The 12,825-nt window shown below is 63.7% G+C and carries 12 protein-coding genes; 8 read left to right on the top strand and 4 right to left on the bottom strand.

Annotation, left to right across the window (positions count from 1 at the left end):
• Nucleotides 1-94: 94 nt before the first annotated feature.
• The 4 genes from acnA to ACK6C6_RS05330 form a co-directional block, all read right to left on the bottom strand.
• Complete coding sequence (acnA, locus tag ACK6C6_RS05315) at nucleotides 95-2,803, bottom strand: aconitate hydratase AcnA (RefSeq protein WP_409266266.1); 2,709 nt, start codon at nucleotides 2,801-2,803, stop codon at nucleotides 95-97.
• A gap of 75 nt (nucleotides 2,804-2,878) precedes the next feature.
• Nucleotides 2,879-3,430: a hypothetical protein gene (locus tag ACK6C6_RS05320; protein WP_409266267.1), complete on the bottom strand. Its 552-nt coding sequence runs from the start codon at nucleotides 3,428-3,430 to the stop codon at nucleotides 2,879-2,881.
• The gene (locus ACK6C6_RS05325) at nucleotides 3,430-4,419 is read right to left on the bottom strand and encodes a CoA ester lyase (RefSeq protein WP_036206610.1); all 990 of its coding nucleotides are present in this window, start codon (nucleotides 4,417-4,419) and stop codon (nucleotides 3,430-3,432) included. Before ACK6C6_RS05325 ends, ACK6C6_RS05320 begins: the two co-directional genes overlap by 1 nt.
• Nucleotides 4,420-4,503: 84 nt before the next feature.
• A complete protein-coding gene (locus ACK6C6_RS05330; RefSeq protein ID WP_036206613.1) occupies nucleotides 4,504-5,493 on the bottom strand; it encodes a malate dehydrogenase in 990 nt (329 codons plus the stop codon).
• Nucleotides 5,494-5,751: 258 nt separating this feature from the next.
• On the opposite strand from ACK6C6_RS05330, the gene ACK6C6_RS05335 reads away from it, so the two are divergent.
• The 8 genes from ACK6C6_RS05335 to ACK6C6_RS05370 all read left to right on the top strand — a co-directional run bounded on the left by ACK6C6_RS05335 (nucleotide 5,752) and on the right by ACK6C6_RS05370 (nucleotide 12,820).
• On the top strand, nucleotides 5,752-6,516 hold the full coding sequence (locus ACK6C6_RS05335) for a GntR family transcriptional regulator (RefSeq protein ID WP_036206616.1): 765 nt from the start codon (nucleotides 5,752-5,754) through the stop codon (nucleotides 6,514-6,516).
• A 246-nt stretch (nucleotides 6,517-6,762) separates the two neighbouring features.
• Complete coding sequence (sdhC, locus tag ACK6C6_RS05340) at nucleotides 6,763-7,176, top strand: succinate dehydrogenase, cytochrome b556 subunit (protein ID WP_027866792.1); 414 nt, start codon at nucleotides 6,763-6,765, stop codon at nucleotides 7,174-7,176.
• Between the two features lie 2 nt (nucleotides 7,177-7,178).
• On the top strand, nucleotides 7,179-7,547 hold the full coding sequence (gene sdhD / locus ACK6C6_RS05345; protein ID WP_036206619.1) for a succinate dehydrogenase, hydrophobic membrane anchor protein: 369 nt from the start codon (nucleotides 7,179-7,181) through the stop codon (nucleotides 7,545-7,547).
• 2 nt (nucleotides 7,548-7,549) lie between these two features.
• Nucleotides 7,550-9,328, top strand: coding sequence for a succinate dehydrogenase flavoprotein subunit (gene sdhA / locus ACK6C6_RS05350; RefSeq protein ID WP_209589043.1), 1,779 nt, complete (start codon nucleotides 7,550-7,552; stop codon nucleotides 9,326-9,328).
• Nucleotides 9,329-9,380: 52 nt separating this feature from the next.
• Complete coding sequence (locus tag ACK6C6_RS05355) at nucleotides 9,381-10,091, top strand: succinate dehydrogenase iron-sulfur subunit (protein ID WP_036206624.1); 711 nt, start codon at nucleotides 9,381-9,383, stop codon at nucleotides 10,089-10,091.
• 81 nt (nucleotides 10,092-10,172) lie between these two features.
• Nucleotides 10,173-10,475: a succinate dehydrogenase assembly factor 2 gene (locus ACK6C6_RS05360; protein WP_409266268.1), complete on the top strand. Its 303-nt coding sequence runs from the start codon at nucleotides 10,173-10,175 to the stop codon at nucleotides 10,473-10,475.
• Between the two features lie 63 nt (nucleotides 10,476-10,538).
• Entirely contained in the window at nucleotides 10,539-11,840 is a 1,302-nt protein-coding gene (gene gltA / locus ACK6C6_RS05365) for a citrate synthase (protein ID WP_027866797.1), read from the top strand.
• A gap of 101 nt (nucleotides 11,841-11,941) precedes the next feature.
• Nucleotides 11,942-12,820: a PhzF family phenazine biosynthesis protein gene (locus tag ACK6C6_RS05370; protein WP_409266269.1), complete on the top strand. Its 879-nt coding sequence runs from the start codon at nucleotides 11,942-11,944 to the stop codon at nucleotides 12,818-12,820.
• Nucleotides 12,821-12,825 lie beyond the last annotated feature (5 nt).

Genomic DNA, 12,825 nt, shown 5'->3' on the forward strand with positions numbered 1-12,825 from the left:
TTGTAAACGTGAACCGCTTTTGACGGACAAAAGGCCGGAACCCGTGCGGGCTCCGGCCTTTTTTGTCAGCAGCCCGCTGGCGCGGGCCCGTCAATTACGCAGCCAGCAGCTGGCGCAGCACGAACGGCAGGATGCCGCCATGCTTGTAGTAGTCGACTTCGATCGGGGTGTCGATACGCAGCAGCACTTGCACTTCCTGCGATTCGCCGCCTTCGCGGTGGATCACCAGGGTGGCCAGTTGTTGCGGCTTGATCTCGCCTTCCAGGCCCTTCAGGTCGTAGGTTTCCTTGCCGGTGATGCCCAGGCTTTCGACGCTGTCGTTGCCGATGAACTGCAGCGGCAGCACGCCCATGCCCACCAGGTTCGAGCGGTGGATACGCTCGAACGAGCGGCAGATCACGGCCTTCACGCCCAGCAGCTGGGTGCCCTTGGCTGCCCAGTCGCGCGACGAGCCGGTGCCGTACTCTTCGCCGCCGAAGATCATGGTCGGGGTGCCTTCGGCGATGTACTTCATCGCCGCGTCGTAGATCGACAGCTGTTCGCCCGACGGCTGGTGGATGGTGATGCCGCCTTCGACCGCCGAACCGTCCGCCTTCGGCGGGATCATCTTGTTCTTGATACGCACGTTGGCGAAGGTGCCGCGCATCATGATCTCGTGGTTGCCGCGGCGCGAGCCGTAGGAGTTGAAGTCCGCCTTCAGGACGCCATGGTCCTTCAGCCACTTGCCTGCCGGGCCGTCTTCCTTGATCGAGCCGGCTGGGGAGATGTGGTCGGTGGTGATCGAGTCGCCGAACACGCCCAGTGCGCGCGCGCCCTGGATGCCGGTGGCGGCTGCCTTCGGGGTCATCTCGAAGTCGCTGAAGAACGGCGGCTCGGCGATGTAGGTCGACTCGGGCCAGTTGTAAACCTGGCCTTCGGTCGACGACACGCGCTGCCACAGTTCGCCCGGGTTGCCCTTCACGTCGGCGTAGTTCTTGCGGAAGACGTCCGAGTTCATCGCAAAGCGCATCAGTTCGCCCACTTCCTGCGAAGTCGGCCACACGTCGCCCAGGTAGACGTCGACGCCGTTCTGGTCCTTGCCCAGCGGCTCGCTCATCAGGTCCTTGGTCATGTTGCCGGCGATCGCGTAGGCGACGACCAGCGGCGGCGATGCCAGGAAGTTCGAGCGGATGTTCGGGTGGATACGTGCTTCGAAGTTGCGGTTGCCCGACAGGACGGCCGAGGCGACGATATCGTTCTCGACGATCGCGGCGTTCAGTTCCGGGGTCAGGTCACCGGCGTTACCGATGCAGGTGGTGCAGCCGTAGGCGGTCACGCCGAAGCCCAGCTTGTCCAGGTAAGGCAGCAGGCCGGCGGCGGTCAGGTACTCGGTGACCACGCGCGAGCCAGGAGCCAGCGAGGACTTGATGTGCGGCGCCACGGTCAGGCCGCGCTCGACCGCCTTCTTGGCCAGCAGGCCGGCAGCCAGCAGCACGCTCGGGTTCGAGGTGTTGGTGCACGAGGTGATCGCGGCGATCAGGACGTCGCCGTTCTTCACGCGCACGCCGTTGGTGGTCTCGTAGACCTTGCCCAGCTCGTCCGGCGACTTGTTGAAGCCGTTCTGGGTGGTCGGCTTGCTGAACAGTTCGGTGAAGGTGTTCTTCACGTGACCCAGTTCGATACGGTCTTGCGGGCGCTTCGGGCCGGCCAGCGACGGGGTGACGGTCGAAAGGTCCAGTTCCAGCACGCGGGTGTAGTCGATCTCGCCGGCTTGCGGGATGCCGAACATGCCCTGGGCCTTGAAGTAGCCTTCGAATGCGGCCAGTTCTTCTTCGGTACGGCCGGTGCCGCGGAAGTAGTCGACGGTCGCTTCGTCCACCGGGAAGAAGCCCATGGTCGCGCCGTATTCCGGGGCCATGTTGGCGATGGTGGCGCGGTCGGTGGTCGACAGCGAGCGGGTGCCGGCGCCGAAGAACTCGACGAACTTGCCGACGACTTTTTCTTTACGCAGCAGTTCGGTGATGGTCAGCACCAGGTCGGTCGCGGTGCAGCCTTCGCGCAGCTTGCCGGTCAGGTTGACGCCGATGACGTCCGGGGTCAGGAAGTAGACCGGCTGGCCCAGCATGCCTGCCTCGGCTTCGATGCCGCCCACGCCCCAGCCGACCACGCCGACGCCGTTGATCATGGTGGTGTGCGAGTCGGTGCCCACCAGGGTGTCCGGATAGAACACGTCGCCTTGCTTCATGACGCCACGCGCCAGGTATTCCAGGTTGACCTGGTGGACGATGCCGAAGCCCGGCGGCACGACGCCGAAGGTGTCGAAGGCCTGCATGCCCCACTTCATGAACTGGTAGCGCTCGTTGTTGCGCTGGAATTCCAGCTTCATGTTCAGGTCCAGCGCGCCCGGCTCACGGAAGTGGTCGATGGTGACCGAGTGGTCGACCACCAGGTCGACCGGCACCAGCGGCTCGATCTTCTTCGGATCGGCGCCGGTCTTGGCGGCGACGTTGCGCATCGCGGCCAGGTCGGCCAGCAGCGGCACGCCGGTGAAGTCCTGCAGCACGACGCGGGCCACGACGAAGGGGATCTCTTCGGTGCGCTCGGCGGTCGGGCCCCAGTTGGCCAGCTGCTTGATGTGCTCTTCGGTGACCTTCTTGCCGTCGCAGTTACGCAGGACGGACTCGAGGACGATACGGATCGACACCGGCAGGCGCGACAGGTTCACACCGAGGGCTTCGCCCAGTGCCGGCAGCGAGTAGTACTGGCCGTTCTGGCCGGCGCCGACCGGGAATTCCTTCAGCGTGTTCAGGGTGTTGCGAGACATAATCTCTCCTTCAGTGGGGATATGTTGTTATTCCGGTACTGCTATACAGGTGATCCGACGGGGTTCAGCCGCGGATCAGCCATTCTTTTCGGCAGGCAGCGCCGCGACCACCGGCGCCGCCTGCTCGGCGTTCTTGCATTCGTTGGCCAGCTGGCGGTTCAGCTTCGAATCCAGCAGCATGCCCTTGGCCGGGATGCCGATCCAGATCAGGCCCCAGTGCGGGTTCTCGAAGCGCTGGGCGCCGGTGGTGGTGCCCACGCGGCTCAGGCGGTGCAGACGCTTCTTCCAGCGCAGGGCGATGTGCGCATTGTCCGTCGCGTTCGTGTAGATCGTGATCTTGTTGCCGAGTTCGCAAGCATAGTCGGTGACGACCGTGTCGGTGATGTCCGGTTCGTCGATGACATCGGCGCCATAGGCCGGGGCGGCGACGGCGGCGGCAGCGCCGGCTGCTCCAGCAGCGACCGCGGCTTTTTTAGCCTTCGACGCCGGCTTGGCCTTCGCCTTGGCCTTTACGACCTTTTCGGCCTTCGGGTGTTTTTCGGGGGCGGCGGCTGCGCTGGTGCAGATGACGGCGGCCGCGAACGCGAATGCGCCGGCGGCAAGGATGCGGGAGAGGAGGGTGGCCATTAGTTGGAATCCGTGAGGTTGACGATTGCCGCAGCGGCTTCCGGCAGCGCCAGGCCAGCCAGTTTTGCGCGCTGCAACACGGTCCAATAATATCGGTAGCTCGCGCGGTCGTGCAAGCGGCCGTGTTGCGCGATCGGCCCCCATTGCGCCGCCATGGCCTCGGTCAAGATATTGGTGGCTTCGTTCACTTCCGACAGGCGCGGGGTGAAGGCCTTCAGGATCGGCTTGATCTGGTCCGGATGGATGCTCCACATCCGGGTGAAACCAAATTCGGCACCGGCGCGCTGGGCGTCGTTGGCGACCACCGCGCTGTCCTTGATGTCGGTGGTGACATTGTGCGAGGCCACCTTGCCGTGCGCATGGCAGGCCGCCACCATCTCCAGTTTGGCGCGCACCACCAGCGGGTGCGTGAACTGGCCGGGCGTGCGCATGGCGCTGGCCGGCACGGCGCCGTAGTGGGCCGAGACGAAATCCATGATGCCGAAGGACAGGCACTCGACCTGGGGCAGGGCGGCGATGTCGTAGGCTTCGCGCAGGGCGCAATGGGTCTCGATCAGCACGTGCACGGGAAGATCGTTGCGGCCGGCCTTGACGGCATGTTCGTTGATCAGGTCGATGGCGCGGATCACCTCGTCGGCGCTTTCGACCTTGGGCAGCACCACGTAGGCGAGGCGCTCGGCCGCGCTGCCGACGATGGTGGCGACGTCGTTGGCGAAGTGCGCGCTGCCGGTGTCGTGCAGGCGCACGCCGATGCGGTTGAAACGGTTGTCGCTGCTGTTGACGAGGCTCGCCACCAGCGTGGCGTGCGCCGCTTCGCTACCCGCGACGGCGCCATCCTCGCAGTCGAAGGTGATGTCGAAGACCGGCCCAAGCTCTTGTTGCAGGGCCATCGATTTGCGCATCAGCTTCTCCGAGCCGGCGTAGTGATCGCAGGCGGGGAGGAGGAGCGGCTGGCGTTTGCCCTGGAATAAAACCTCGGAAGGATGCATGGTATGTCTTGAAACGATTCGGCCATGCCGGCGGGCCGGCATGGCACGGTTGGCGCGGCCGGATGGCCACGCCGTTTTTCTTGCTTAGGCGAGCAGGTGAGCGACGCCGGCTTTCTCTTCTTCGAGCTCTTTCAGCGTCAGGTTGATGCGTTCCTGCGAGAAGGCGTCGATGTCCAGGCCCTGGACGATGGTGTATTCGCCGTTTTCGGTGGTCACCGGGAAGCCGAACATGGTGCCTTCCGGGATGCCGTACGAGCCGTCCGACGGGATGCCCATGGTGGTCCACTTGCCGTTGGTGCCCAGCACCCAGTCGCGCACGTGGTCGATCGCTGCATTGGCGGCCGAGGCAGCCGACGATGCGCCGCGGGCGTCGATGATGGCGGCGCCGCGCTTGCCGACGGTCGGCAGGAAGGTGTCGCGGTTCCAGACGTCGTCGTTGATCGCTTCCTTGACCGATGCGCCGTCAGCGGTGGCGAAACGGTAGTCGGCGTACATGGTCGGCGAGTGGTTGCCCCACACGACCATCTTCTCGATCGAGCCGACCGGCTTGTTCAGCTTGGCGGCAACCTGCGACAGGGCGCGGTTGTGGTCCAGGCGCAGCATGGCGGTGAAGTTCTTGGCCGGCAGGTTCGGGGCCGACTTCATGGCGATGTAGGCGTTGGTGTTGGCCGGGTTGCCGACCACCAGCACTTTCACGTCACGCGAAGCGACGGCGTCCAGGGCCTTGCCCTGCACGGTGAAGATCTGGGCGTTGGCTTCCAGCAGGTCCTTGCGCTCCATGCCCGGGCCGCGCGGACGGGCGCCGACCAGCAGGGCCACGTCGGCGTCCTTGAAGGCGGTCATCGGGTCGGCGTGGGCAGTCATGCCGGCCAGCAGCGGGAAGGCGCAGTCGTCGATTTCCATCATGACGCCCTTGAGCGCCTTCTGTGCCTTCTCGTTGTCGATCTCGAGCAGCTGCAGGATGACCGGCTGGTCCTTGCCCAGCATGTCGCCGTTGGCGATGCGGAACAGCAGGGAATAGCCGATCTGGCCGGCCGCGCCGGTAACGGCGACGCGCATTGGGGTTTTAGCCATGATGAATCTCCAAAAAGGGAATGAAAACGGTCGAGCCGAGGGTGCGAATTTGGGGAAACTGCAATGATACCAAAAGCGCACCGTGTCAATAGGATATCGCGCGCATGGTCGAAGGCAGGCGCGGAGGTCCAGGCCGGCCACGAGTTTATGCCTCGACTGTTCTATCTGTCAATTCATATCATATGTCTTATATAAGACACATGTCTTGCGAGTCATATACTGGACGTAGGGGGTTGTTTTGTGGTGAAATCGTGGTCTATGAATCCCCTCCAGTCCAACAGCAGCGATGCGCCAGGCAGTGACGCATCGCCGTCGTTCCGCCCGCTGTACCAGCAGATCAAGGCCCTGATCACGCAAAGTTTGCAGTCGGGCGAGTGGAAGCCGGGCGAGCTGATGCCGAGCGAAGTCGAGCTGGCGGGGCGTTTCAAGGTCAGCCAGGGCACGGTGCGCAAGGCCATCGACGAGCTGGCGGCCGAGAACCTGGTGGTGCGCCGCCAGGGCAAGGGCACCTTCGTCGCCACCCATGCCGAGGAGCGCGCCCACTTCCGCTTCCTGCGCCTGATGCCCGACGAGGGCGTTCCCCACCATCCCGAGAGCCGCTTCATCGCCGTGCTGCGCATCCGCGCCACGGCCGAGGTCGCGCGCCTGCTCGAGCTGAAGTCGGGCGACGCCGTGGTCTACATCAAGCGCGTGCAGTCCTTCGACGGGGTGCCGACCATCCTGGAAGAGCTGTGGCTGCCGGGCCAGCTGTTCAAGGGCCTGACGGCGGAGCGCCTGATGGAGTACAAGGGGCCGATGTACGGACTGTTCGAGTCCGAATTCGGCACCCGCATGATCCGGGCGACCGAGAAGATCCGCGCGGTGGCGGCGGATGCGGCCGCCGCGGAGCACCTGAAAGTGCCGGAAGGCACGCCGCTGCTGTGCGCGGACCGGGTGTCGTTCAGTTACGGAGACAAGCCGGTGGAGTTGCGGCGCGGAATTTATTCGACCGCTCGCCACCATTACCAGAACGAGTTGTCATAAGAGATAACCGTGGGGGCGCCGCAGAATCGGCGCCAACTGTGGTGGACCAAGCGGCCCTCTGCAGCGATCGCTTCTAGCGATTAAAATAAGTTGGTTTTGCGTACGCGACGAACAGTGCCCGGTTCGCCGCAGGGATGCCCCGGTTATCCACCCCTGGATGCTTGGTGCCCCGTCACAAAATCGGCGAAAATGAAGGGTTCATTAAAAAACTGTCGTCATAGAGGGAGGTGTTTCATGTCCGAAGCCGTGAGAGAAGCTGCAAAAAAAGGGCGGCCGGAGTTCCGCAACGTTGGCATTGGTGATATCACAGGTAAATATCGCATGCCGCCATCGGCCATCGTGTCGATCCTGCACCGCGTCAGCGGCGCCGGTCTGTTCCTGTTCCTGCCGTTCCTGCTGTACCTGCTGCAGGAAAGCCTGATGTCGGAAATCTCGTTCGAGCACTTCCGTGGCGTCGTGAGCAATCCGTTCGCGAAAATCATCATTCTGGGCCTGTCCTGGGCTTACCTGCACCACTTCGTCGCCGGCGTGCGCCACCTGTTCATGGATAACCACCTGGCCCTGGACAAGGATGCTGCACAGAAGACCGCCCGCTGGGTGCTGATCATCAGCCTGGTGCTGACCGCGCTGGTCGCCCTGAAACTGTTCGGAGTGTTTTAATCATGGCAAACAAGAATAATATCGGACCGCGCCGCCTCGTCGTCGGCGCCCACTACGGCGTCAAGGACTGGCTGGCGCAGCGCGTCACCGCCATCGTCATGGCCGTGTTCACGGTCGTCCTGCTGGTCTCCTTCCTGACCGGCCAGAATTTCACGTATGAAGGCTGGGCCGGCCTGTTCGCCCGCCAGTGGTTCAAGCTGTTCGCGCTGGTGACCTTCCTGGGCCTGTTCTACCACGCCTGGGTCGGCATCCGTGACATCTGGATGGACTACATCAAATCGGCAGGCCTGCGTCTGTTCCTGATGCTGGCGACGATCTTCTGGCTGCTCGCCTGCGCCGCCTGGACCGTGCAAATTCTCTGGAGTGTGTAATCGTGGCAGCAATCAAAACTGCAATCCCTACCCGCCGCTTTGACGCGGTCATCGTTGGCGCCGGTGGTTCCGGCATGCGCGCATCGCTGCAACTGGCCGAAGCCGGCCTGAACGTCGCGGTGCTGTCGAAAGTGTTCCCGACCCGTTCGCACACCGTGGCTGCCCAGGGCGGCATCGGTGCTTCGCTGGGCAACATGAGCGAAGACGACTGGTACTGGCACATGTTCGACACCGTCAAGGGTGGCGATTACCTGGGCGACCAGGATGCAATCGAATTCATGTGCCGCGAAGCCCCGAAGGTCGTGTACGAACTCGAACACTTCGGCATGCCTTTCGACCGCAACCCGGATGGCACCATCTACCAGCGTCCGTTCGGCGGCCACACCGCGAACTTCGGCGAGAAGCCGGTCCAGCGCGCCTGCGCCGCGGCCGACCGTACCGGCCACGCGCTGCTGCACACCCTGTACCAGCGTAACGTCCGCGCCCGCACCCACTTCTTCGTCGAGTGGATGGCCCTCGACCTGATCCGCGACGCCGATGGCGACGTCCTCGGCGTGCTGGCCCTGGAAATGGAAACCGGCGACGTGATGATCCTGGAAGCGAAGACCACCATCTTCGCCACCGGCGGCGCAGGCCGCATCTTCGCCGCATCGACCAACGCCTTCATCAATACCGGCGACGGCATGGGCATGGCGGCGCGCGCCGGCCTGCCGCTGCAGGACATGGAGTTCTGGCAGTTCCACCCGACCGGCGTGTCTGGTGCGGGCGTCCTCATCACCGAGGGCGTGCGCGGCGAGGGCGGTATCCTGATCAACTCGAACGGCGAACGCTTCATGGAGCGCTACGCGCCGACCCTGAAGGACCTGGCGCCGCGCGACTTCGTCTCGCGTTCGATGGACCAGGAGATCAAGGAAGGCCGCGGCTGCGGTCCGAACAAGGACCACGTGCTGCTGGACCTGCGCCACATCGGCAAGGACACCATCGAGAAGCGCCTGCCGTCTATCCTGGAAATCGGCCACAAGTTCGCCAACGTCGACGCCACCAAGGAACCGATTCCCGTGGTCCCGACCATCCACTACCAGATGGGCGGCATCCCGACCAACATCCACGGCCAGGTCGTCGCACCTGACGGCACCGGCGGCCAGAAGATCGTCAACGGCCTGTACGCAATCGGCGAATGCGCCTGCGTCTCGGTCCACGGCGCCAACCGCCTCGGCACCAACTCGCTGCTCGACCTGGTGGTGTTCGGCCGCGCGGCCGGCAACCACGTTGTCGCATCGAACCTGAAGCAGAAGGTCAACAAGCCGCTGCCGAAGGACGCCGCCGACTTCGGCCTGGACCGCCTGAACCGCCTCGAGACCTCGACCGGCGGCGAGAAGGTCCAGCACGTCGCCAACGACATCCGCGCCACCATGCAGAAGTACTGCGGCGTGTTCCGTACCCAGGAACTGCTCGATGCCGGCGTCAAGGAAATCATGAAGCTCGACGAGCGCCGCAAGCACGTCTCGTTCCAGGACAAGTCGAAGGTGTTCAACACCGCCCGCGTGGAAGCGCTGGAACTCGACAACCTGATCGAGACCGCCAAGGCGACCATCGTGTCGGCAGCGGCGCGTCCGGAATCGCGCGGCGCCCACGCCCACAGCGACTTCCCGAACCGCGACGACGAGAACTGGATGAAGCACACCCTGTTCTTCTCGGAAGGCAACCGCCTGGAATACAAGCCGGTGGTGCAGAAGCCGCTCACCGTCGACACCTTCAAGCCGAAGGCCCGTACTTTCTAATTTTTCGAAGGGCCGCGTTTTTAGATCGCGGCCCGATAAGACAGGTAAAAACATGGCACGCACCGTCCAACTGAAGATCTACCGCTACGATCCTGACAAGGATGCCAAGCCTTACATGCAAGACGTCACCGTCGAGCTGAAGGACACCGACAAGATGCTGCTCGACGCCCTGCAGCGCATCAAGTCCGACGTCGATGACTCGCTGGCCCTGCGCCGCTCCTGCCGCGAAGGCGTGTGCGGTTCGGACGCGATGAACATCAACGGCAAGAACGGCCTGGCCTGCACCACCAACCTGAACGAGCTGACCCAGCCGATCGTGCTGCGTCCTCTGCCTGGCCTGCCGGTGGTGCGCGACCTGATCGTGGACATGACCAACTTCTTCAAGCAGTACCACTCGATCAAGCCCTACCTGATCAACGACTCGATCAAGCCGGAGAAAGAGCGCCTGCAATCGCCGGAAGAGCGCGAAGAGCTCGACGGCCTGTACGAGTGCATCCTGTGCGCCTGCTGCTCGACCTCGTGCCCGTCGTTCTGGTGGAACCCGGACAAGTTCGTCGGCCCGGCCGGCCTGCTGCAGGCCTACCGTTTCATCGCCGACTCGCGCGACGAAGCCACCAACGAGCGCCTGGACAACCTGGAAGACCCGTACCGCCTGTTCCGCTGCCACTCGATCATGAACTGCACGGACGTGTGCCCGAAGGGCCTGAACCCGAACAAGGCGATCGGCAAGATCAAGGAACTGCTGGTCCGCCGCGCGATTTAAGGCCGGCACGCGGCATCTTGCGGCATCCGGCCGTAAAGATGCCGCAAATACAGTAAAAGTACCGTACTGCCTATTCCCGGCATGCGGAGTATGATGTTGACCCAACAACGGACTCAAGTGAAAACGCATCAATCCGACCCCGCCAATCGTGCCCGCCTGCGCTGGCGTGCCCGCCGCGGTCTGCTCGAGAACGATTTGATCCTCACGCGCTTCCTCGATGCGCATGAAGAAGAATTGAGCGACGAGGACGTCGATGCGCTGACCCGCTTGCTGGACCTGGCGGACAACCCGCTGATGGACCTGCTGCTGGGCCGGACCGAGCCTGAAGGCGAGGTCGACCAGCCGCACGTGCACGCCTTGCTGGCGCGCCTGCGGCAGGCGTAGTTCGAGACCTACAGCCAGAATTCGTAATTGTTTTTAGATCCACTCCCACAAGAAGGAAGTGCCATGAATATCTCTGATACCAAAGCCACCCTGTCGTTCTCCGACGGCAGCCCGTCGGTCGACATGCCGATCTACAAAGGCACCATCGGCCCGGACGTCATCGACATCCGCAAGCTGTACGGCCAGACCGGCAAGTTCACCTACGACCCTGGCTTCATGTCGACTGCCTCGTGCAACTCGAGCATCACCTACATCGACGGTGACAAGGGCGAACTGCTGTACCGCGGTTACCCGATCGAGCAGCTGGCCGTCAACTGCGACTTCCTGGAAACCTGCTACCTGCTGCTGAACGGCGAACTGCCGAACGCCGAACAGAAGGCCAAGTTCGACGACACCGTGACCCGTCACACGATGATTCACGAGCAGATGAACTTCTTCTTCCGCGGCTTCCGTCGCGACGCGCACCCGATGTCGGTCCTGGTCGGCACCGTCGGCGCGCTGGCGTCGTTCTACCACGACTCGCTCGACATCAACGATCCGAAGCAGCGCGAGATCTCGGCCATCCGCCTGATCGCCAAGCTGCCGACCCTGGTCGCGATGGCATACAAGTACTCGGTCGGCCAGCCGTTCATGTACCCGCGCAACGACCTGTCGTACAGCGCGAACTTCATGCACATGATGTTCGCCAACCCGTGCGAAGAGTACAAGGTCAACGACGTGCTGGTGCGCGCCCTGGACCGCATCCTGATCCTGCACGCCGACCACGAGCAGAACGCATCGACCTCGACCGTCCGCCTAGCCGGTTCGTCGGGCGCCAACCCGTTCGCCTGTATCGCTGCCGGTATCGCCTGCCTGTGGGGCCCGGCGCACGGCGGCGCCAACGAAGCCGCACTGACCATGCTGAAGGAAATCGGCTCGGTCGAGAACATCCCGGCCTTCATCGAGAAGGTCAAGGACAAGAACTCGGGCGTCAAGCTGATGGGCTTCGGTCACCGCGTCTACAAGAACTTCGACCCGCGCGCCAAGCTGATGCGCGAAACCTGCCACGAAGTGCTGAACGAACTGGGCCTGCAGGACGACCCGCTGTTCAAGCTGGCGATGGAACTGGAAAAGATTGCGCTGAACGACGAATACTTCGTCTCGCGCAAGCTGTACCCGAACGTCGACTTCTACTCGGGCATCGTGCAGTCGGCCCTGGGCATCCCGGTCTCGCTGTTCACCGGTATCTTCGCGATGGCCCGTACCATCGGCTGGATCGCCCAGTGGAACGAAATGATCGCCGATCCGGAGCAGAAGATCGGTCGTCCGCGCCAGCTGTTCGTGGGTTCGCCGGTGCGTGATGTGCCGGGGATCGACAAGCGCTGATTCGTAAGCGACTCGACAGGAAAGCGGACTTCGGTCCGCTTTTTTGTTTTCCAGCCCGTGGGCGTACACTCATCGTCAGCCTTCACCAACAGGGAGCCAGCATGACACGCCTACCGATCAAGACCGTCGACGTCTTCACCACCGTCCCGTTCAAGGGCAACCCGGTTGCCGTCGTGCTGGACGCCGCCAGTCTGTCGACCGGACAGATGCAGCAGATCGCTCGCTGGATCAAGCTGTCCGAAACCACCTTCGTGCTGCCGCCGACGCAGCAGGGTGCCGACTACCAGGTCCGCATCTTCACGCCCGGCGGCGAGCTGCCGTTCGCAGGCCATCCGACGATCGGCACCGCGCATGCATTGATGGAAGCGGGCACCGTCCAGGCCAGGAACGGCATCCTGGTGCAGCAATGCGCCGCCGGACTGGTGACCCTGACGGTCGAGCAGGAAGGGCAGGGCGCGCCCTGGATCTCGTTCGAGCTGCCCACGCCGAGCCTGACCGCGCTAGACACAGCCCAAGCCGCCCAGCTGGAGTCCATCCTCGGCGCCGACCTGGAAGTGAACGTCGTGCCCTACCTGGTCGACGTCGGCGCGCGCTGGGTGATTGCCCAACTGACCGGCGCCCGCGCGGTGCTGGCCTGCGAACCGGACCTGCAGCGCATGAAGGCGCAGGACATCAAGGAGCGGCACACGGGCGTGGTCATCTTCGGCGCCCACGATCCGGGCAGCCCGGCGGACATCGAGGTGCGCGCTTTTGCCCCGGCCCATGGCGTCAACGAGGATCCGGTGTGCGGGAGCGGCACCGGCGCCGTGGCGGCCTACCTGCGCCATACGGGGCAGCTCGGAACCTTCGGAAGCGAACTGCTGGCCACCCAGGGTGAAATGGTCGGACGCGCCGGCGTGCTCCGGCTCGCTATCTCGGACAAGGCGATCCGGGTCGGCGGCCATGCACTCACTTGTATCGACGGCATGCTATCCGTATGATCGCC

The organism is Massilia sp. BHUDP2 (assembly GCF_046236355.1).
Taxonomy (GTDB): domain Bacteria; phylum Pseudomonadota; class Gammaproteobacteria; order Burkholderiales; family Burkholderiaceae_D; genus Telluria; species Telluria varians.